Origin of the sequence: Ralstonia insidiosa, assembly GCF_008801405.1 — a bacterium.
GTDB lineage: Bacteria > Pseudomonadota > Gammaproteobacteria > Burkholderiales > Burkholderiaceae > Ralstonia > Ralstonia insidiosa.
On record NZ_VZPV01000004.1, the window covers coordinates 1 to 21,574 of the forward strand.

Consider the following 21,574-nt stretch of genomic DNA (forward strand, 5'->3'; position numbering starts at 1 on the left):
CATGGCAAAGGAAAAGTTCGAGCGGACCAAGCCGCACGTGAACGTTGGGACGATTGGTCACGTTGACCACGGCAAGACGACGCTGACCGCAGCGATCGCCACCGTGCTGTCGAGCAAGTTCGGTGGTACCGCCAAGAAGTACGACGAAATCGACGCAGCGCCGGAAGAAAAGGCACGCGGCATCACGATCAACACCGCGCACATCGAGTACGAGACGGCTAACCGTCACTACGCGCACGTTGACTGCCCGGGCCACGCCGACTACGTCAAGAACATGATCACCGGTGCCGCCCAGATGGACGGCGCCATCCTGGTGTGCTCGGCTGCTGACGGCCCGATGCCGCAAACCCGTCAGCACATCCTGCTGGCCCGCCAAGTGGGCGTGCCGTACATCCTCGTCTTCCTGAACAAGTGCGACATGGTGGACGACGCTGAGCTGCTGGAACTGGTTGAGATGGAAGTGCGTGAACTTCTGTCGAAGTACGAGTTCCCGGGCGACGACACCCCGATCATCAAGGGTTCGGCCAAGCTGGCGCTGGAAGGCGACAAGGGCGAGCTGGGCGAAGTGGCCATCATGAACCTGGCCGACGCACTGGACACCTACATCCCGACGCCGGAGCGCGCTGTTGACGGCACGTTCCTGATGCCGGTGGAAGACGTGTTCTCGATCTCGGGTCGCGGCACCGTGGTGACCGGCCGTATCGAGCGCGGCATCATCAAGGTTGGCGAAGAAATCGAAATCGTCGGTATCGCGATGGACGGCGACAAGCCGAAGATCGACAAGACGACGTGCACGGGCGTGGAAATGTTCCGCAAGCTGCTGGACCAAGGTCAAGCAGGCGACAACGTCGGTATTCTGCTGCGCGGCACGAAGCGTGAAGACGTTCAGCGTGGTCAAGTGCTGGCCAAGCCGGGCTCGATCAAGCCGCACACGGAATTCACGGGCGAGGTCTACATCCTGTCGAAGGACGAAGGTGGTCGTCACACCCCGTTCTTCAACAACTACCGCCCGCAGTTCTACTTCCGTACGACGGACGTGACTGGCTCGATCGCCCTGCCGGAAGGCAAGGAAATGGTCATGCCGGGTGACAACGTGTCGATCACCGTCAAGCTGATCGCCCCGATCGCCATGGAAGAAGGTCTGCGCTTCGCTATCCGCGAAGGCGGCCGTACCGTGGGTGCTGGCGTCGTTGCCAAGATCCTGAAGTAAGTGCTGTAACTCTTCCGTGCGGCTGCCAACCGGCCGCACGTGAAGTGCCAGAGTGGGGTTGACCGAATGGCAACCCCAAAGTTGTTCTAGGGGTATAGCTCAACTGGCAGAGCGTCGGTCTCCAAAACCGAAGGTTGGGGGTTCGATTCCCTCTGCCCCTGCCAATTCATCAGCCGCGTAGCGCGACACAGCGCCACGCGGCTTGTCTCGTTTGGGAAACATGGCCAATCCGAACGTCGAAACCGTTAACACCGCCAGCGGCAAGTGGCTGCTGGTCGTGGCGTTCCTGCTGGTGGTCGCCGGGGTGATCGGTTTTTATCTGCTGGCGCAGCAACCGAGCTACGTCCGTGCCGCTTCGCTGATCGGCGGGCTGGTGCTGGGCGCCGGTGTCGCGCTGGTGTCCTCGCCTGGGCAGAGCTTTATCGAGTTTGCCCGTGAGTCGTACCGCGAAGTTCGCAAGGTCGTTTGGCCGACGCGCAAGGAAGCTGGGCAGATGACCGGTCTGGTGTTTGCCTTCGTGGTGATCATGGCCTTGTTCCTGTGGTCTGCGGACAAGCTCATCGAGTGGGTGATCTTCTCGCTCGTGTTGGGCTGGAAATAATTGGGTGAAGCCATGACGGATAACGTAGCGAACGACACGTCCACGGATTCGTCCGCACCGGCCTCGAAGAAGCGCTGGTATGTCGTGCATGCCTACTCGGGCATGGAAAAAAGCGTGCAACGCGCGCTGCAGGAGCGCATTGAGCGCGAAGGTCTGCAACATCTGTTCGGCCAGATTCTGGTGCCGTCGGAAGAAGTGATGGAGAGCAAGAACGGTCGCAAGACCGTGACTGAGCGTCGCCTGTATCCGGGCTACGTCTTTGTCGAAATGGAAATGACCGACGTCACCTGGCACTTGGTGAAGAATACCGCCAAGGTTACGGGATTCATCGGTGGCACGGCTAACCGTCCGTCGCCGATTTCCCAGCGCGAGCTCGACAAGATGCTGGCTCAAGTCCAGGAAGGGATCGAGAAGCCTCGTCCCAAGACGCTGTTCGAAGTGGGTGAGATGGTGCGCGTGAAGGAAGGCCCGTTCACCGACTTCAACGGCAACGTCGAGGAAGTGAACTACGAGAAGTCGCGCTTGCGCGTTTCCGTGACGATCTTTGGTCGTGCGACGCCGGTCGAACTCGAGTTCGGCCAGGTCGAGAAGGTGTAAAGAATTTGGCGCGACGGCGTAAGCCGTTGTGCCAGTCGCCTAGTCCACTGGACTTGGCGGGCAACGGCGGTGTAGCTGCCTGAGCCAACAGAGGAGCGTCAGCCTCGCGCTGATGCGTTACCACTCAATAGGATTGCCATGGCTTCTTTGCTGGGCAATCCGGATTGGAGTCAAGATGGCCAAGAAAATTATTGGCTTTATCAAGCTGCAAATTCCGGCTGGTAAAGCAAATCCGTCCCCGCCCGTCGGCCCGGCCCTGGGTCAACGCGGTCTGAACATCATGGAGTTCTGCAAGGCGTTTAACGCGCAGACTCAAGGCATGGAACCGGGCCTGCCGGTGCCGGTGGTAATCACCGCCTTCGCCGACAAGAGCTTCACCTTCGTGATGAAGTCGCCGCCGGCGACCGTGCTCATCAAGAAGGCTGCCGGTATCCAGAAGGGTTCGGCCAAGCCGCATACCGACAAGGTCGGCAAGATCACCCGCGCCCAGGCTGAAGAAATCGCCAAGGCAAAGAATGCGGACCTCACCGCTGCTGATCTGGACGCCGCTGTGCGTACGATCGCCGGTAGCGCCCGTTCGATGGGTATTACGGTGGAGGGCCTGTAATCATGGCAAAGATTTCGAAGCGCGTGGCCGCGAACAAGGCCAAGGTCGAACGCACCAAGTTCTACCCGATCGACGAAGCGCTGAGCCTCGTTAAGGAATGCGCCAGCGCCAAATTCGATGAGTCCATCGACGTGGCCGTGCAACTGGGCATCGACGCCAAGAAGTCGGACCAAGTGGTGCGTGGTTCGGTTGTGCTGCCTGCTGGTACCGGCAAGTCGGTGCGCGTGGCTGTGTTCGCCCAGGGCGACAAGGCTGAGCAAGCCAAGGCTGCGGGCGCCGAGATCGTCGGCATGGAAGACCTGGCCGAGCAGATCAAGGCCGGCAACATGGACTTCGACGTTGTGATCGCTTCGCCGGATACGATGCGCGTGGTCGGTACGCTGGGTCAGATCCTGGGCCCGCGCGGCCTGATGCCGAACCCGAAGGTTGGCACCGTGACGCCGGACGTGGCGACGGCTGTGAAGAACGCCAAGGCTGGTCAGGTGCAATTCCGTGTCGACAAGGCCGGTATCATCCACGCCACCATCGGCCGCCGTTCGTTCGAACCGGCTGCGCTGAAGAGCAACCTGGCTGCGCTGCTGGACGCACTGACCAAGGCCAAGCCGGCCTCGAGCAAGGGCGTGTACCTGCGTAAGGTTGCTGTCTCGTCGACGATGGGTGTTGGCGTGCGCGTCGACCAGTCGACGCTGGCTGCCTGATCGTTTGAGAGTATTCGCGCTGGGTGGCCCGATAACCATCCCGGCGTTAGCAGTTTTCTCCGCGTAGCTCCGGCTGCGCGACCCCTTGAAGTTTGAGGGAAGAACTTTGGGCAGTGGCGGATGTGCGTGCAAGCGTGCTGATGCTGCTGGTTATCAAAGACCGTTGGCGGTGGAGGGCTCTTCGGGGCCGACACCTTAATCGCTGCGCAATCCGGCAACGGGGCGTACGGCCAACGCAGATGGCGCCCCCGAAGGGAATAAGTGACTTTGGTATTGCCGAAGTGATTTGTGCCAATCGGACGCCGTACTTTTGGACTGACCGAGGTGACCGCAATGCTTGCGGAAGCCGACGTCGTTTTGGAGCTTAACCGTGGCACTCAATCTCGAAGATAAGAAGGCCGTCGTGGCCGAGGTAACGGCGCAAGTCGCCAAGGCCTCGACCATCGTCGTTGCTGAATATCGCGGTATCACGGTTGGCGATCTGACCAAGCTGCGCGCGCAAGCGCGCCAGCAAGGCGTCTACCTGCGCGTTCTGAAGAACACGCTGGCACGCCGCGCTGTTGAAGGCACGCCGTTTGCCGAACTCGCTGAGCAACTGACCGGCCCGCTGATCTACGGTATTTCCGAAGACGCAGTGGCCCCGGCCAAGGTGCTGAACGATTTCGCCAAGGGCAATGACAAGCTGGTGCTGCGCGCCGGTTCGTACGAAGGCAAGGTGCTGGACGCCAATGGCGTGAAGGCCCTGGCTTCGATCCCGAGCCGCGAAGAACTGCTCAGCAAGCTGCTGTTTGTCATGCAGGCGCCGGTGTCGGGCTTTGCCCGCGCCCTGGCTGCTCTGGCTGCAAAGCAAGGCGAAGGCGAGAGCGCAGCAGCCTAATCGGCCGCAGCACCTCCCACAGATCGCACGATCGATACCGAATCACATTCTGGAGTTATTCAAATGGCAATCACCAAAGACGACATCCTCGAAGCCGTTGGCTCGATGTCCGTGATGGAACTGAACGACCTGGTCAAGGCGTTCGAAGAGAAGTTTGGCGTGTCGGCTGCAGCCGTCGCCGTTGCTGGCCCGGCTGGCGCTGGTGCAGCAGCTGCTGCTGAAGAGCAAACCGAATTCACCGTGACGCTGAAGAGCGCCGGCGCGAACAAGGTTGGCGTCATCAAGGCCGTGCGTGAAATCACCGGCCTGGGCCTGAAGGAAGCCAAGGACCTGGTCGATGGCGCACCGAAGCCCGTGAAGGAAGGCGTCGACAAGAAGACCGCCGACGAGCTGGTGAAGAAGCTGGTGGAAGCCGGCGCGGAAGCCGAAGCCAAGTAAGTGCAGGTCTCGCGTGCCGTATTCGGTACGCGACGGAGGCTGGCAAAGGGAGATTTCCCGGCGCCAGCCTTTTTGCGCTTGTGGGGCCGGTTGTTGAGCGATCCCGCAATCACGCTGTAAGTATCGTTGAAGTCTCGTTTGTGTCTTTCATGCCGGTTTTTCCGGCAGCCGGCCGAGTCAAGGCCAGCAGAGGCCAAACATCAGTGGCACACTAGGCAGTCCGCAGTCCGCTGATGTTTGTCTTCTGAACCGACTGCAGAAGGCAAGTTTGGTCGGGTACTCCCCCGTCCGTGGCATGGGCTCCATGGGTCCATGTGCGGGCGGCGCGCGCAATACCGTCAGCCAGAGGTTGGTAGCGGCCAACCGCCAAATCCCGTCACCAGTCGCTGAACACCTCAAGTGCCAGGCGTACTCATCGTTCTGAGTCCGGCCTTAAGTCCGTCGCGCGCACTTGCGATGATTCGGAGATCCCATGGCGTACAGCTTTACCGAGAAAAAGCGTATTCGCAAGAGTTTCGCGAAGCGCGCAACGGTCCATCAGGTTCCCTTCCTGCTTGCCACCCAGATTCAATCGTATGCTCAGTTCTTGCAGGCCGAGACCGGCCCTTCGCAACGCAAGACCGAAGGCCTGCAGGCTGCATTCAATGCCATCTTCCCCATCGCGTCGCACAATGGTCTGGCGCGCATGGAGTTCGTGTCGTATCACCTGTCCAACCCGCCGTTTGACGTCAAGGAATGTCAGCAGCGTGGTCTGACCTTCCACTCGGCGCTGCGCGCAAAAGTGCGCTTGATCATCAACGACCGCGAGAACCCCACCAAGGTCAAGGAGATCAAGGAGCAGGAAGTCTACATGGGCGAAATTCCGCTCATGACGGACACCGGTTCGTTCGTGATCAACGGTACGGAACGTGTGATCGTGTCCCAGCTGCACCGCTCGCCGGGCGTGTTCTTCGAGCACGACAAGGGCAAGACGCACAGCTCGGGCAAGCTGCTGTTCTCGGCACGGATCATTCCGTACCGTGGCTCGTGGCTCGACTTCGAATTCGACCCGAAGGACATCCTGTACTTCCGCGTTGACCGCCGCCGCAAGATGCCGGTGACGATCCTGCTGAAGTCGATCGGCCTGACGCCGGAACAGATCCTGGCGCACTTCTTCGTGTTCGACAACTTCACGCTCAAGAGCGAAGGCGCACTGATGGAGTTCGTGCCCGAGCGCCTGCGCGGTGAAGTCGCTCGCTTCGACATTGCCGACAAGAACGGCAAGGTGGTCGTCGAGAAGGACAAGCGTATCAACGCCAAGCACATCCGCGACCTGGATTCGGCCGGTACCAAGCTGATCAGCGTGCCGGAAGACTACCTGCTGGGCCGCGTGCTGGCGAAGAACATTGTCGACCCGGACACCGGTGAAGTCCTGGCCAACGCCAACGATGAACTGACCGAAGGCGTGCTCGAGAAGCTGCGCGACGCCGACGTGAAGGAAATCCAGACGCTGTACACGAACGATCTGGATCAGGGTCCGTACATCTCGTCCACGCTGCGCACGGACGATACCGCCGACCAGACCGCCGCGCGTATCGCGATCTACCGCATGATGCGCCCCGGCGAGCCGCCGACCGAAGACGCCGTCGAAGCGCTGTTCCATCGCCTGTTCTACAGCGAAGATTCGTACGATCTGTCGCGCGTGGGCCGCATGAAGGTCAACAGCCGCCTGAACCGCTCGGAAGGTACGGGCCCGATGGTGCTGACGGATGACGACATCCTCGACACGATCAAGCTGCTGGTGAACCTGCGTAACGGCAAGGGCGAAGTGGACGATATCGACCACCTCGGCAACCGCCGTGTGCGTTGCGTTGGCGAACTGGCGGAAAACCAGTTCCGCGCCGGTCTGTCGCGCGTTGAGCGTGCCGTGAAGGAACGTCTGGGCCAGGCCGAGACGGAAAACCTGATGCCGCACGACCTGATCAACTCGAAGCCGATTTCGTCGGCGATTCGCGAGTTCTTCGGTTCGTCGCAGCTGTCGCAGTTCATGGACCAGACCAACCCGCTGTCGGAAGTCACGCACAAGCGTCGTATTTCGGCACTGGGCCCGGGCGGTCTGACGCGCGAGCGCGCGGGCTTTGAAGTCCGCGACGTGCACCCGACCCACTATGGCCGTGTGTGCCCGATCGAAACGCCGGAAGGTCCGAACATTGGTCTGATCAACTCGCTGGCACTGTACGCGCAGCTGAACGACTACGGCTTCCTGGAAACGCCTTACCGCAAAGTCGAGAACGGCAAGCTGACCGATCAGGTCGACTACCTGTCGGCCATCGAAGAAGGCAAGTACGTGGTGGCGCAGGCCAACGCGACGGTGGACGAGAACGGCAACCTGATCGACGAACTGGTCTCCGCACGTGAAGGCAGCGAGCGTGAAACCCGTATGGTCACGCCGGACCGCGTGCAGTACATCGACGTGGCACCGTCGCAGATCGTGTCGGCCGCAGCTTCGCTGGTGCCGTTCCTCGAGCACGATGATGCAAACCGTGCACTGATGGGCGCCAACATGCAGCGTCAGGCCGTGCCTTGCCTGCGTGCGGACAAGCCGCTGGTGGGTACCGGCGTCGAGCGCACCGTGGCAGTGGACTCGGGTACGGCTGTGCAGGCTACGCGTGGCGGCGTGGTTGACTACGTTGACGCGAACCGCGTGGTGATCCGCGTGAACGATGCGGAAGCCGTGGCGGGTGAAGTCGGCGTCGACATCTACAACCTGATCAAGTACACGCGTTCGAACCAGAACACGAACATCAACCAGCGTCCGATGGTCAAGGTGGGCGATATCGTTGCCCGCGGCGACGTGATCGCTGACGGCGCCTCGACCGACATGGGCGAGCTCGCGCTCGGCCAGAACATGCTGGTCGCGTTCATGCCCTGGAACGGCTACAACTTCGAGGATTCGATCCTGATCTCGGAGCGCGTGGTGGCAGAAGACCGCTACACCTCGATCCACATCGAGGAACTGTCGGTCGTTGCTCGCGACACCAAGCTCGGACCGGAAGAAATCACGCGCGATATCTCGAACCTGGCTGAAGCCCAACTGGCGCGCCTGGACGAGTCGGGCATCACGTACATCGGCGCAGAAGTGGAAGCCGGCGACGTGATGGTCGGCAAGGTCACGCCGAAGGGCGAGACCCAGCTGACGCCGGAAGAGAAGCTGCTGCGTGCGATCTTCGGTGAGAAGGCGTCCGACGTGAAGGACACTTCGCTGCGCGTGCCGTCGGGCATGAGCGGTACCGTGATCGACGTGCAGGTCTTCACGCGTGAAGGCGTGACGCGCGACAAGCGCGCCCAGTCGATCATCGACGAAGAGCTGAAGCGCTACCGCCTGGACCTGAACGACCAGCTGCGTATCGTGGAAGGCGATGCCTTCCAGCGTCTGGAGCGTCTGCTGGTGGGCAAGGTTGCCAACGGCGGCCCGAAGAAGCTGGCCAAGGGCACTGCGCTCACGAAGGAATACCTGGCTGACCTCGACAAGTGGCACTGGTTCGACATCCGTCCGTCGGATGACGAGGTTGCCACCCAGCTCGAAGCCGTGAAGGAGGCCATCGAGCAGAAGCGCCACGACTTCGACCTCGCGTTCGAAGAGAAGCGCAAGAAGCTCACGCAAGGCGACGAACTGCCGCCGGGCGTGATCAAGATGGTCAAGGTGTACCTGGCTGTGAAGCGCCGCCTGCAGCCTGGCGACAAGATGGCCGGCCGTCACGGTAACAAGGGTGTGGTGTCGAAGATCACCCCGATCGAAGACATGCCGTACATGGCTGACGGTACGCCGGCAGACATCGTGCTGAACCCGCTGGGCGTGCCTTCGCGGATGAACGTGGGTCAGATTCTCGAAACCCACCTGGGCTGGGCCGCGCGCGGTCTGGGCGAGCGCATTGGCAACATGCTCAAGGCGCAAGCCAAGGCAGCCGAAGTGCGCAAGCTGCTGAACCAGATCTACAACGAGAGCGGCAAGGTCGAAGACCTGGACAGCCTGTCCGACGCCGAAATCCTGGAGCTGGCCGAGAACCTGAAGAAGGGCGTGCCGTTCGCGACGCCGGTGTTCGACGGTGCGCATGAGGACGAAATCCGCCGCATGCTGGACCTCGCCTATCCGGAAGACATCGCGAAGGAAAAGGGCCTGACCGCTTCCAAGCAGCAGGTCACGCTGTTCGACGGCCGCACCGGTGAAGCCTTCGAGCGTCCGGTTACGCTGGGCGTGATGCACATGCTGAAGCTGCACCACTTGGTCGACGACAAGATGCACGCGCGTTCGACCGGTCCGTACTCGCTGGTGACGCAGCAGCCGCTGGGCGGTAAGGCCCAGTTCGGTGGCCAGCGTTTCGGTGAAATGGAAGTGTGGGCACTCGAAGCGTACGGCGCGTCCTACGTGCTGCAGGAAATGCTGACCGTGAAGTCGGATGACGTGAACGGCCGGACCAAGGTGTACGAGAACATCGTCAAGGGCGAGCACTCGATCGATGCCGGCATGCCGGAATCGTTCAACGTGCTGGTGAAGGAAATCCGCTCGCTGGGTATCGACATCGACCTCGAGCGCAACTAAGCGCCCGAGCGATGGGAGCGTGGCAGCATGGGTTGTCCCAGCGGCCACGCTCCGGTAACAGCAAGTAGCCATTGACGAAGATTTAGGGCCGGTGCCTTAGCAACCTAGGGCACCAGCCTCAAACTCAAGGAGTTTGGAATGAAAGCATTGCTCGACCTATTCCGCCAGGTACAGCAAGAAGAGCAGTTTGACGCGATCAAGATTGGCCTCGCGTCGCCTGAGAAAATCCGTTCGTGGTCGTACGGCGAAGTCAAAAAGCCCGAGACCATCAACTACCGTACGTTCAAGCCTGAGCGTGACGGTCTGTTCTGCGCCAAGATCTTCGGCCCGATCAAGGACTACGAGTGCCTGTGCGGCAAGTACAAGCGCCTGAAGCACCGTGGCGTGATCTGCGAGAAGTGCGGCGTGGAAGTGACGCTGGCCAAGGTGCGCCGTGAGCGCATGGGCCACATTGAACTGGCTGCGCCGACCGCGCACATCTGGTTCCTGAAGTCGCTGCCGTCGCGTCTGGGCATGGTGCTCGACATGACGCTGCGCGACATCGAGCGCGTGCTGTACTTCGAAGCATTCGTCGTGGTTGAGCCGGGCATGACCGCGCTCAAGAAGAGCCAGATCATGTCGGAAGACGACTACCTGGCCAAGTGCGACGAGTACGGCGAAGGTGAATTCGTCGCCATGATGGGCGCCGAAGGCATTCGCGAGCTGCTGCGCGGCATCGACATCGAGAAGCAGATCGAGACGATCCGCGCCGAGCTGCAAGCCACGGGTTCGGAAGCCAAGATCAAGAAGTTCGCCAAGCGCCTGAAGGTGCTCGAGGCCTTCCAGCGTTCGGGCATCAAGCCGGACTGGATGATCCTGGAAGTGCTGCCGGTGCTGCCGCCGGAACTGCGTCCGCTGGTGCCGCTGGACGGCGGTCGTTTCGCCACGTCGGACCTGAACGACCTGTATCGCCGCGTGATCAACCGGAACAACCGTCTGAAGCGTCTGCTCGAGCTGAAGGCACCGGAGATCATCGTGCGCAACGAAAAGCGCATGCTGCAGGAAGCGGTGGATTCGCTGCTGGACAACGGCCGTCGCGGTAAGGCGATGACCGGCGCCAACAAGCGTCCGCTGAAGTCGCTGGCTGAAATGATCAAGGGTAAGGGCGGCCGTTTCCGTCAGAACCTGCTGGGCAAGCGCGTGGACTACTCGGGCCGTTCGGTCATCGTGGTGGGCCCGACGCTCAAGCTGCATCAGTGCGGCCTGCCCAAGCTGATGGCGCTCGAACTCTTCAAGCCCTTCATCTTCCACAAGCTGGAAACGATGGGCATCGCCACCACGATCAAGGCGGCGAAGAAGGAAGTGGAAAGCCAGACGCCGGTGGTGTGGGACATCCTGGAAGATGTCATCCGCGAGCACCCGGTGATGCTGAACCGCGCACCGACGCTGCACCGTCTCGGTATCCAGGCGTTCGAGCCGGTGCTGATCGAAGGCAAGGCCATCCAGCTGCACCCGCTGGTCTGCGCGGCGTTCAACGCCGACTTCGACGGTGACCAGATGGCTGTTCACGTTCCGCTGTCGCTCGAAGCGCAGATGGAAGCGCGCACGCTGATGCTGGCGTCGAACAACGTGCTGTTCCCGGCCAACGGCGATCCGTCGATCGTGCCGTCGCAAGACGTGGTGCTGGGTCTGTACTACACGACCCGCGACAAGATCAACGGACGCGGTGAAGGCATGACGTTCGCCGACATCTCGGAAGTGATTCGCGCTTACGAGAACAAGGAAGTCGAACTGGCTTCGCGCGTGAACGTACGGATCACCGAGTATGAGCTGGTGAACCCGGAAGCCGACGGCGACGCCCGTTTTGCCCCGAAGATCACGCTGCAATCGACCACGGTCGGCCGCGCGATCCTGTCGGAGATCCTGCCGAAGGGTCTGCCGTTCTCGGTGCTGAACAAGCCGCTGAAGAAGAAGGAAATTTCGCGCCTGATCAACACGGCGTTCCGCAAGTGCGGTCTGCGCGAAACCGTGATCTTCGCTGACAAGCTGCTGCAGTCGGGCTTCCGCCTGGCAACGCGCGCCGGTATCTCGATCGCCATCGACGACATGCTGGTGCCGCCGGCCAAGGAGAAGATCATCTCCGAAGCCGCCGCCAAGGTGAAGGAATACGACAAGCAGTACATGTCGGGTCTGGTGACGGACCAGGAGCGTTACAACAACGTCGTGGACATCTGGGGTGCCGCTGGTGACCAGGTGGGCAAGGCGATGATGGAGCAGCTCCAGACTGAAGACGTGGTCGATCGCCACGGCAAGACCGTCAAGCAAGAGTCGTTCAACTCCATTTACATGATGGCCGACTCGGGCGCACGGGGTTCCGCAGCGCAGATCCGTCAGCTGGCAGGGATGCGTGGCCTGATGGCCAAGCCGGACGGCTCGATTATTGAGACGCCGATTACCGCAAACTTCCGCGAAGGCCTGAACGTTCTGCAGTACTTCATCTCGACCCACGGTGCACGTAAGGGTCTGGCGGATACGGCACTGAAGACCGCGAACTCGGGTTACCTGACCCGTCGTCTGGTCGACGTGACGCAGGATCTGGTCGTGGTGGAAGATGATTGCGGCACCACCAACGGCGTCCTGATGAAGGCGCTGGTGGAAGGCGGTGAAGTGATCGAAGCCCTGCGCGACCGTATCCTGGGCCGCGTGGTCATTGGCGACGTGGTGAACCCGGAGACGCAGGAAACTGCGATCGAAAACGGCACGCTGCTGGACGAAGACCTGGTCGAGCTGATCGATTCGATCGGCGTGGACGAAGTCAAGGTCCGCACGCCGCTGACCTGCGACACGCGCTACGGCCTGTGCGCCAAGTGCTACGGCCGTGACCTCGGCCGCGGTGTGCTGGTGAACTCGGGTGAAGCGGTGGGTGTGATCGCTGCTCAGTCGATCGGTGAGCCGGGCACGCAGCTGACGATGCGTACGTTCCACATCGGTGGTGCGGCATCGCGTGCGGCAGTGGCATCGAGCGTGGAAGCGAAGGCAACCGGTATCGTGCGTTTCACGGCGACGATGCGTTACGTCACCAACGCGAAGGGCGAGCAGATCGTCATCTCGCGTTCGGGCGAAGCGCTGATCACCGACGACCACGGCCGTGAGCGCGAGCGCCACAAGATCGTCTACGGTGCAACGCTGCTGGTGCAGGATGGCCAGTCCATCAAGGCCGGCACGCAGTTGGCCACGTGGGATCCGCTGACGCGACCGATCATCTCGGAGTACTCGGGCACCATCAAGTTCGAGAACGTCGAAGAAGGCGTGACCGTTGCCAAGCAGATGGACGAAGTGACCGGTCTGTCGACGCTGGTGGTGATCGATGCGAAGCGTCGTACCACGGCTTCGAAGGGCATCCGTCCGCAGGTGAAGCTGCTCGACTCGTCGGGCGCCGAAGTGAAGATCCCGGGCACGGACCACTCCGTGACCATCGGCTTCCAGGTGGGCGCGCTGATCACCGTGAAGGACGGTCAGCAAGTGCACGTGGGTGAAGTGCTGGCACGTATCCCGACTGAATCGCAGAAGACGCGCGACATTACCGGTGGTCTGCCGCGTGTGGCCGAACTGTTCGAAGCCCGTTCGCCGAAGGACGCTGCCGTGCTGGCAGAAGTCACCGGTACGACTTCGTTCGGTAAGGACACCAAGGGCAAGCAGCGCCTGGTGATTACGGACCTCGACGGCAATGCCCACGAGTTCCTGATCGCCAAGGAAAAGCAGGTGCTGGTGCACGATGGCCAGGTGGTCAACAAGGGCGAAATGATTGTTGAAGGCCCGGCTGACCCGCACGACATCCTGCGTCTGAAGGGCGTGGAAGAGCTGGCGACTTACATCGTCGACGAAGTGCAGGACGTGTACCGTCTGCAGGGCGTGAAGATCAACGACAAGCACATCGAAGTGATTGTTCGTCAGATGCTGCGCCGCGTGCAGATCGCCGATGTGGGCGACACCCGCTTCATCCCGGGTGAACAGGTGGAGCGTTCGGACCTGCTCGACGAGAACGACAAGGTGATCGCGCTGGGCAAGCGTCCGGCGACCTACGAGAACCTGCTGCTGGGTATCACGAAGGCATCGTTGTCGACCGACAGCTTCATCTCGGCGGCATCGTTCCAGGAAACCACGCGCGTGCTGACCGAAGCCGCCATCATGGGCAAGGTCGACGACCTGCGTGGTCTGAAGGAAAACGTCATCGTCGGCCGTCTGATCCCGGCCGGTACCGGTCTGGCTTACCACCGTGCCCGCAAGGCCAAGGAAGCCGCCGACCGCGACCGCGCTGCAGCGATTGCCGAAGAAGAAGCCGCTTCGATCTTCGAGACGCCTGTCGTCCACCAAGAGGAAGGCGGCGCCGCCTGAAGTTAGGCAGCGTTCTCCGCATCAAAAGCCCGGCCCCCTCATGGGGTGCCGGGCTTTTTTTTGCCTGCATGTTGCGCAAACAACAATTGCGTCAATGCCGGCGTCAGCACGTTCTGATTTTCTCGAAACGTTAACCTGCCTTAACATCGCAACGGCTATGATCTCGCGGTTATAGACCGGCACTTTTTACAAGCCGCCGGCCCTCTCCAGCCTTGCCGCAGATTCCTCCATGAAGCTCACACGCAAGCAGATCGCCGTTGGCGCGGTCGCCCTGGTCGTTGCCGGCGCGGCGGTGGTGCAGATGGTCTGGCACCCCTTTCACCTGTTCGGCCGCACGCGTGCGCTGCACGCCCGCCAGGTCCAGCTCGACCTGACTTACCCCGATGCCCTGATCGACAGCCAGAGCCTGTCGCAACTGCCGCGCGACGTGCTGCGCGTGCCGTTGCTGCGCGACGTGCTGACCGAAGATTTCGTCGCCTACTACGAGGGCAACGAAGACCGCCTCTCGGTGGCCGGTGCGCTGCGCCGCCTCGCCTACGAGCAGAAGCTCGACCTGGCCGAGACGGTGCTCAAGCACGTGTTTGACGAGCCCGCCCGCGTGATGCTGTGGCGCGGCCCGGACGACAAGCTGCGCTACTGGGTGCTCTCCATGCAGCGCAACGGTCTTGCCAAGGCGCTGGAAGCCGTCGCCACCGTGGCCACGAGCGACACGCAGCTCACCAAGGTGGCCGATGCGCTGGGCGATTCCGGCGCGCCGGTCTATGCGTTGCGGCTCTCGGCCACGCGCTCGATCCTGATTGCCAGCAAGGGCGACCGGCTGATCGCGTTGTCGGAGCCGGGCATCCTGCTGGACAAGGACGGCAAGCCCGTCTCCAAGCAGGCAAACGCGCTCGCCGCACTGCTGTCGGATGACGCCGGCAAGCGCAACGTGCAGGGCAATGCCTATGCGCTGCCGACCGCAGAGACCACGGGCCACCACGTCGTGGTGAGCGCCAACTATCTGTCGTTTGGTTATCAACAGTACTTCCCAGGCATCGAGGCGTTGCGCTTCGACTTTGCTGCGGGGGCGTCTGGCAACGGCTGGCAAAGCGCCGCACTGATCGACCCGGGCCGCCTGTCCGGCAAGTGGGATAACGCTGCGTTGTGGCACGCCTTGCCTGCGGACCCCGCTGCCTGCGCGACCTTGCCGGTCGACTGGAAGGCCGCCGGAGCGCTGCTGCGCAATGTGGCCGGCGATGCCAAGGAGGTGACCGAAGCCGCCGCGCATGTTGGCGATGCGTTTGCCGGCCCGGCTGCCGCGTGCTGGTATGGCAAGTCATCGCTGGTGGCGCCTTTGTTTGTCGCCAAGCTGTACTCGCCTGCGCAAGCCGAAGCGGTGAAGCCCGCGCTGGGCGCGCTGTTCGGCCAGATCGTCGGGTCCTATGAAGCCAAGGCGCAGGCCGATGACAAAGCCGGTGCGTACAAGCGCCTGCCGGTGACCACGAAGCAAGGCCCGGCCAACGCCACGCTGTGGCAGCGCCCGGTGAGCGCGCGCTACGGCACGGCGCAGTCGGCCGGCGCGCCGTTCGCGGCGCAACTCTCGTCGGATCGCTACTTCCCGGTCACGCTGGCGATTGCGGGTGACGTGGTGGTGTTCTCGCCGGATGCCCGTCTTGTCGACGACGCATTGGCCGTGCTCGCCAAGCGCTTCCCTGCAGTGGCGGACAGCCTGCCGCGCGACAAGACCGACCGCATCGTCCTGACAATGACGCCCGCATCGCTGGCGCCGCTCGTCCGCCGCGAAGCCGGTGCCGCGCTGCCCGCCGACCAGGAAGCCGTCTTCCTGAACGCCGCGCAGACGCACTTGTTCCCGAAACTCAAGGCGCTGGCGCGATATGCCCCGGTGTCGCTGGCGCTGGATGGCGGCGTGCCGTCGTCGCGCGGCTGGGTGCCGGTGACGTGGCTGTCGAGCGGACGCGGCCTGCCTGCTGGTGGTGACGGTACGCCGCCTGCGCCAACCGATACGGCTGCAGCGTCGGCCCCGTCGGCGGCGCCTGCCGATGCGCCGGCCACCGAGGCGGCTGCGCCCGTTGCTGCAGACAACGTCAGTACGCAATGACACCGCGCGCCTCGGCCGCCGTGCTGAACCGCCGCCGCTGGCTGGCGGTGGCCGGCGGCTGCCTGCTCGGTCAAGCGGTCGTCACCCCGGCGCGCGCGTTGTCCGGCTGGGCGGACGCCGCACCGGCAGACCCCGACGCGCTCACGCCGGATCAATCCAGCGTGTTCCGCGCGTGGTTCGTGCGCATTGTCAACGAGCAGCTCCGCCAGGGGCCGACGCCGCGCTGGACGCATCGCGACTGCGCCGGCCTCGTGCGCTTCGCTGCTGGCGAGGCCTTGCGCTCGCACGACGCCCACTGGCTGCGCGCCAACGGCATGCGCGATGCGGAATCCGCACGGCAACTGCCGCCCGAGCTGAACCTCACGCCCGCCCAGCGCACGCTCACGCAGCGTTGGGCACGCATTGACGGCAGCACCGGTGCGTACGTCTCCGCGCTTGGCCTCATTCAGCAGAACAGCCGTTTTATTGCCAAGGACGTCAACCACGCGCTCCCCGGCGATCTGCTCTTCTTCGATCAAGGCGACGACCAGCATCTGATGATCTGGATGGATCGCTACATCGCTTACCACACTGGCACCGTCACCCGCACCGACAACGGTTTGCGCGCGGTCCCGGTCTCTGAATTGATGCAATGGAAAGACTCGCGCTGGCAGCCGCAGGGCGGCAATCCCAACTTCATCGGCGTGTTTCGTCTGGCCTTTTTGACACGGTAGAAAAATTCATGCGCAACCGCGGATGGTCATTCATGTCGTTCAATCTTGTTGCCGTCGTCTGCCTGACCGTGCTGGCGCTGGTCGGCCCTGCGCATGCGGCCGACGCACCCGAAAAGCCGAACCCCACGTTCGCCGATGCACCCCCCAGCGGCTACGAGCCGTTCAAGGGCCAGCCGTTCTTCCTGCTCTCGGACGCCAGCTACGGCACCGATCAGGAAGCGATGGTGCGCCTGGAAGCGCCGGGGCGTGAATACAAGGATGAACTCTCCCGCTACGGCGGTGCGGACATCCTCGTCTACCGCGTGCCGCAGCCGCTCGAGTTTTTGAAGGCGCAGAAGAACCTGCACCGCATCGACGTCAAGGCCAACTACACGGGCGAAGGTCTGGCCAACACGCTGGCGTATCTGTGGGACAACTGGACGCGCCAGGCTCGCCGCGCCTGGCAGCGCGTACTGTCGTTCGCCACGCGCACCAAGGCCGTGGAGACCGCGCCGCAGTTCAGCATGGGCGACCAGATGACCGCGCCCACACGTTTCTCGAACAACCCGCAGTACGCGCCGCTCAAGGGCTACGAACTGCTCGGCCGCTTCCGCTACCCGATCTGGGATGCCAAGCCGATTGCGCCGCCCAAGGACGTGAAGCTCGAAGGCAGCAGCAGCGAGTGGATGCCGCAGAACGTCGGCAACGTGATGATTCCGGTGGGCAAGCTGCCGGCGGGTTTGTACATCGTGGAAGCCGTGATTGGCGCGTACCGTGCGCACACGCTGCTGTTCGTGTCGGACACCGTGGCCGTCACCAAGGGCACCTCGCAAGGGATGATGGTGTGGACGGCCGAGCGCAAGAGCGGCAAGCCGGTGAGCGGTTCGGCCGTGAGCTGGACCGACGGCGTGGGCGTGCTCGCATCGGGCACCACCGATAGCGATGGTACGGCGGACCTGCGTCACGTCTCGCCCGAGCGCAGCTACGTGATCGGCAACGATCGTGCGGGCGGCGTGTTCATCTCCGAGAATTTCTATTACGACAGCGAGATCTACAACACCAAGCTGTACGCCTTTACTGATCGTCCGTTGTATCGCCCGGGCGATGAAGTGCGCGTCAAGTTCATCGGTCGCAACTTCAAGAACGCGACCGAATCGACCGTGCCGGCGGCTGGCGACATCAAGCTGCAGGTGCTCGATCCGAACGGCGCGCCGGTGGCCACGTCCACCACGCGCCTGGTCGGCGAGACGGGTGCTGACGCGCGCTTTACGCTGCCGTCCAACGCACCGGCCGGTGGCTACTCGCTGCGCTTCGATTACAACGGCGGCACGTACGGCGGCGCCTTCCGCGTGGCCGAATACATCAAGCCGCACTTTGACGTGAACCTGTCGCTGGACAAGGCCAGCTATGGCACGGGTGAGGCGGTCAAGGGCAAGATCAGCCTGCGCTATCCGGACGGCAAGCCGGTCAAGAACGGCAAGGTGTCGGTCAGCCTGCGTGCACAGCAGGTGACGATGGTGGAGGGCGAGCTGCGTTACGCCGGCCTGTTCCCCGTCAAGCTGGAGCAGCAGGAGCTGACCACCGACGGCGATGGCAACGCCAAGCTGGAGCTGCCCGCTGCCAAGGAACCGAGCCGCTACGTGGTGACCGTGTTCGCCAACGATGGTGCGGCCTACCGCGTGAAGGTCACGCGTGAACTGCTGATCGCGCGCGGTGCCACGCCGTACAAGCTGTCGACCACGTCGAATTTCACGACGCCAGGGCAGGACGTGTCGTTCAACCTGACGCCGATGCCGGTCGTGGGTGGTGCCAGCGGTGCCACTGCGCCGCCCGCCAAGTGGGACTTGGTGCGCCTGGAAACACGCGCCCGCACCGAAGGCACGTTGGCCCCGGATGCCAAGGGCAACGCGACCTTCCCGGTCAAGTTCGACCAACCAGGTTCGTACACGCTGTCGGTGCGCGATGCTGCCGGCAACCTGCTCGCAGCCGCCAGCCACTGGGTGGCCGGCGACGGCGTGCAGACCGTGCCCGGCAACATCGAAATGGTGTTCGACCGCGACCGCTACCAGATTGGCGACACCGCCGAGGCGCTGATCACTTTCCCGCTGCCGGTGGACGACGCGCTGCTCACGTTGGAGCGCGACAAGGTTGAGCGCCATGGGCTGCTCTCCAGCCCTGGCGACTGGCTCAGCCTGAAGAAGGTCACGCCCACGCAATACCGCGCCCGCATCAAGATCGGTGCCGAGTTCGCACCGAACATGACGTTCTCGGTGCTGTACGTGCGCGATGGCGACATGGTGTTCCAGAACGCCGGCATCGTCGTCACGCAACCGACGCTGGACCTGACGGTGCGCGCCGACAAGGCCGTGTATGCGCCGGGCGAGACGGTCACGCTGGACCTGACCAGCGCGCTGGCGGGTAAGGCCGTGCCGGCCAACCTGACGGTGTCGGTGGTCGACGAGATGATCTACGTGCTGCAACCGGAAGTGGCACCCAGCATCGTCGACTTCTTCTACCACCCGCGCCGCAACAGCGTCCGCACCACGTCGAGCCAGAGCTTCATCAGCTATGACTTAGCGCTCGCCTCGCTGCCGGGCAAGCCGGGCGGTACGTACGGTCGCCACAACGAGCGTGGCGTGAAGGTGCTGGAGCGCCCGCGTCGCGACGAGCAGGACACCGCCGCGTGGGTTGCCAACCTGCAGACCGATGCGGATGGCCGCGCGCGCATGACCTTCAAGATGCCGGATTCGCTGGCACGCTGGCGCATCACCGTGCGCGCCGTCTCGACCACCGGCGCCTCGGACGGCATCGTCGGCCAGCGCACAGCGAGCATCCGCTCCGACAAGCCGCTGTACCTGAAGTGGACCGGCCCGCAGCGCTTCCGCGAAAGCGACCAGCCGCGCCTGGACATGGTCGCCTTCAACCAGACCGACAAGGACATCACTGCCGACTGGATCGTCTCGGGCGCCGGCCTGAACATCAACCAGCGCGTGACGCTCAAGCGCGGCGCCAACTACCTGCGCGCGCCGGTCACGGCGTTGCAGGCGGGCGTCATCAATGCCGAGCTCAAGCAGGGCGATGCCGTGTCGGACCGCCTGCAGACCACGCTCAAGCTGGATGCCACCGGCTGGCTGGCGGACCGCGAAAACGTCGTCCCGCTCACGCAGCTGCAAGGCACCCGCTTGCCGCTCGGCCTGCCCGCCGATGCACGCGATGTGCGTCTGCGTGTGGTCGGCAACACGGCCAGCCAGTTCGCTCGCGTGGCGGATGACCTGATCGAGTACCCGTACGGTTGCGCCGAGCAGACTGCCAGCCGCCTGATTCCGCTGGCACTCGCCCAGCAGAGCCTGGCCGCCACCGGCACGCGCCTGGGTGATGGCGGCCCGGCCGGCACGCAAGGTGTCGACGCGCTGCTGCGCACGCAGCGCCAGCGCCTGGCACTGCTGGCCGGTACCAACGGCACCTTCGGCTGGTGGGGCGAGTTGACCACCAGCAGCGCGCTGATCACGTCGTACGCCTACTACGCGGATTGGCTGGCCAGCCGCTCGGTCGGTATCAGCCTGCCGGCCGACAACTGGAAGCAGGTGCTCGAAGCGTACAAGCGCACCAGCCAGAACGAGCCGCTGCTGCACCGCGCGCTGGCGCTGTGGTTTGCCAACGAGATGGGCCTGCCGGTGGCAACGCCGCTGTCGGGCGTGGCCAACGAGTTGGCTCGCAACGCCAAGGCCCCGGCCGATGCTGAGCCTGCTGCGGGCGACAGCCTGATCTTCGTCGCGCCGGACTCCCCGCGCGGCCGCCAGGTTGCGACGGTGTTGACCGCTCAACTGATGCGTCAGATCGGCCAGCCGGTGCCGGAAGCGCTGGTCTCCGCAGACATTGCCGCACGCAATGCGCTGGCGGCCGACAACTCGCCGCTGGTGCAAAGCCTGCTGCTGATGGGCGGTGGCCGTTCGGCTGCGGACCCGGCACCGCTGCTGGCCCGCGCCAGCGCCGCGATGCCGACGATGGATCGCGCCATCGCGCTGGTCTGGCTGCAGAAGGGCCTGGGCGGTCTGCAAGGCGCGAGCGTGGCTGCCATCCAGCCGGCGGTGTCGGCCGGCGGCTGGCAAGCGACGCGTTCGCCGGTGGGTGTGCCGACGTGGCGCTGGACGGGCGCCCAGGTGCCCGCCGCGCTGGACCTATCGGCCGCACCGTCCGACGTGACCACGCAATCGGCCATCGTGTCGTATCGCAGCCGGGCGCCGGAAGTCTCCAAGCTGCCGATTACGGTGGAGCGCAAGCTGTACCGCCTGGAGCCGATCGATTCCGCGCCGGCCAAGGCGGACCCGAAGGCACCCAAGCAGCCGGCAGCGGACGCCAACAGCAGCGGCATCGCCTTCAAGGCCAAGCCGGTCAAGCCGGGTGACACGCTCGACAGCAACGCACTGTATGTCGACGAGGTGGTGCTGACGCCGCGCCAGGGTACGTACCGCTACGGCCTGGTCGAAGTGCCGCTGCCGCCGGGCGCCGAAGTGGAAGCCACCACCTGGGGCATCCAGATCGACGGCCTGAAGGGCGAGCCGAACGAAGGCAACGGCCCGCAGCCGTTCGAGCGCAAGGCCGCCTACGAAATGGGCCAACTGTCGTACAACCAGCCGGTGCCCGCGCTGGAGCGCCCGACCGTGCTGCGTCAGCTTGTGCGCTTCTCGCTGCCGGGCAGCTTTGCGCTGCCGCCGGCGCGTTACTTCCGCATGTATCAGCCGGAAGCGAAGGCGTTGCAGGGCGACGGCAAGACGGCCAGCTATCCGTACAAGGTGGAGTGAC

General features: G+C 63.5%; 12 protein-coding genes and 1 tRNA gene. All 13 read left to right on the plus strand.

Annotated elements, in window-relative coordinates:
- Position 1: 1 nt before the first annotated feature.
- A complete protein-coding gene (tuf, locus tag F7R11_RS24585; protein WP_151180573.1) occupies positions 2 to 1,210 on the plus strand; it encodes an elongation factor Tu in 1,209 nt (402 codons plus the stop codon).
- 88 nt (positions 1,211 to 1,298) lie between these two features.
- A tRNA-Trp gene (locus F7R11_RS24590) sits at positions 1,299 to 1,374 on the plus strand.
- Positions 1,375 to 1,430: 56 nt separating this feature from the next.
- Positions 1,431 to 1,811 (plus strand): preprotein translocase subunit SecE, encoded by a 381-nt coding sequence (gene secE / locus F7R11_RS24595; protein ID WP_064805486.1) that lies wholly within the window; start codon positions 1,431 to 1,433, stop codon positions 1,809 to 1,811.
- Positions 1,812 to 1,823: 12 nt separating this feature from the next.
- Positions 1,824 to 2,408: a transcription termination/antitermination protein NusG gene (gene nusG / locus F7R11_RS24600; protein WP_031330221.1), complete on the plus strand. Its 585-nt coding sequence runs from the start codon at positions 1,824 to 1,826 to the stop codon at positions 2,406 to 2,408.
- A 175-nt stretch (positions 2,409 to 2,583) separates the two neighbouring features.
- Entirely contained in the window at positions 2,584 to 3,015 is a 432-nt protein-coding gene (rplK, locus tag F7R11_RS24605) for a 50S ribosomal protein L11 (protein WP_004634453.1), read from the plus strand.
- A 2-nt stretch (positions 3,016 to 3,017) separates the two neighbouring features.
- Entirely contained in the window at positions 3,018 to 3,713 is a 696-nt protein-coding gene (gene rplA / locus F7R11_RS24610; RefSeq protein ID WP_021197602.1) for a 50S ribosomal protein L1, read from the plus strand.
- Between the two features lie 370 nt (positions 3,714 to 4,083).
- On the plus strand, positions 4,084 to 4,590 hold the full coding sequence (gene rplJ, locus F7R11_RS24615; protein WP_021197601.1) for a 50S ribosomal protein L10: 507 nt from the start codon (positions 4,084 to 4,086) through the stop codon (positions 4,588 to 4,590).
- A gap of 63 nt (positions 4,591 to 4,653) precedes the next feature.
- Entirely contained in the window at positions 4,654 to 5,028 is a 375-nt protein-coding gene (gene rplL, locus F7R11_RS24620) for a 50S ribosomal protein L7/L12 (RefSeq protein WP_021197600.1), read from the plus strand.
- A gap of 472 nt (positions 5,029 to 5,500) precedes the next feature.
- Entirely contained in the window at positions 5,501 to 9,607 is a 4,107-nt protein-coding gene (rpoB, locus tag F7R11_RS24625; protein ID WP_021197599.1) for a DNA-directed RNA polymerase subunit beta, read from the plus strand.
- Between the two features lie 138 nt (positions 9,608 to 9,745).
- Entirely contained in the window at positions 9,746 to 13,981 is a 4,236-nt protein-coding gene (gene rpoC / locus F7R11_RS24630; protein ID WP_021197598.1) for a DNA-directed RNA polymerase subunit beta', read from the plus strand.
- 229 nt (positions 13,982 to 14,210) lie between these two features.
- The gene (locus tag F7R11_RS24635) at positions 14,211 to 16,079 is read left to right on the plus strand and encodes a DUF2138 domain-containing protein (RefSeq protein WP_064805484.1); all 1,869 of its coding nucleotides are present in this window, start codon (positions 14,211 to 14,213) and stop codon (positions 16,077 to 16,079) included.
- Positions 16,076 to 16,792, plus strand: a complete 717-nt coding sequence (locus F7R11_RS24640) for a DUF1175 domain-containing protein (protein WP_021197596.1) — start codon at positions 16,076 to 16,078, stop codon at positions 16,790 to 16,792. The genes F7R11_RS24635 and F7R11_RS24640 overlap by 4 nt, the downstream gene beginning before the upstream one ends.
- 32 nt (positions 16,793 to 16,824) lie before the next feature.
- A complete protein-coding gene (locus F7R11_RS24645; RefSeq protein ID WP_390624429.1) occupies positions 16,825 to 21,573 on the plus strand; it encodes an alpha-2-macroglobulin family protein in 4,749 nt (1,582 codons plus the stop codon).
- The last annotated feature ends 1 nt before the right edge of the window (position 21,574 follow it).

Excerpts from the sequence above, each read along its gene's own strand:
- rplL (WP_021197600.1), top strand. The coding sequence starts at position 4,654 with ATGGCAATCACCAAAGACGACATCCTCGAAGCCGTTGGCTCGATGTCC.
- F7R11_RS24635 (WP_064805484.1), top strand. The coding sequence starts at position 14,211 with ATGAAGCTCACACGCAAGCAGATCGCCGTTGGCGCGGTCGCCCTGGTC.
- F7R11_RS24640 (WP_021197596.1), top strand. The coding sequence starts at position 16,076 with ATGACACCGCGCGCCTCGGCCGCCGTGCTGAACCGCCGCCGCTGGCTG.
- rpoC (WP_021197598.1), top strand. The coding sequence starts at position 9,746 with ATGAAAGCATTGCTCGACCTATTCCGCCAGGTACAGCAAGAAGAGCAG.
- rplK (WP_004634453.1), top strand. The coding sequence starts at position 2,584 with ATGGCCAAGAAAATTATTGGCTTTATCAAGCTGCAAATTCCGGCTGGT.
- nusG (WP_031330221.1), top strand. The coding sequence starts at position 1,824 with ATGACGGATAACGTAGCGAACGACACGTCCACGGATTCGTCCGCACCG.
- rpoB (WP_021197599.1), top strand. The coding sequence starts at position 5,501 with ATGGCGTACAGCTTTACCGAGAAAAAGCGTATTCGCAAGAGTTTCGCG.
- rplA (WP_021197602.1), top strand. The coding sequence starts at position 3,018 with ATGGCAAAGATTTCGAAGCGCGTGGCCGCGAACAAGGCCAAGGTCGAA.
- tuf (WP_151180573.1), top strand. The coding sequence starts at position 2 with ATGGCAAAGGAAAAGTTCGAGCGGACCAAGCCGCACGTGAACGTTGGG.
- secE (WP_064805486.1), top strand. The coding sequence starts at position 1,431 with ATGGCCAATCCGAACGTCGAAACCGTTAACACCGCCAGCGGCAAGTGG.
- F7R11_RS24645 (WP_390624429.1), top strand. The coding sequence starts at position 16,825 with ATGTCGTTCAATCTTGTTGCCGTCGTCTGCCTGACCGTGCTGGCGCTG.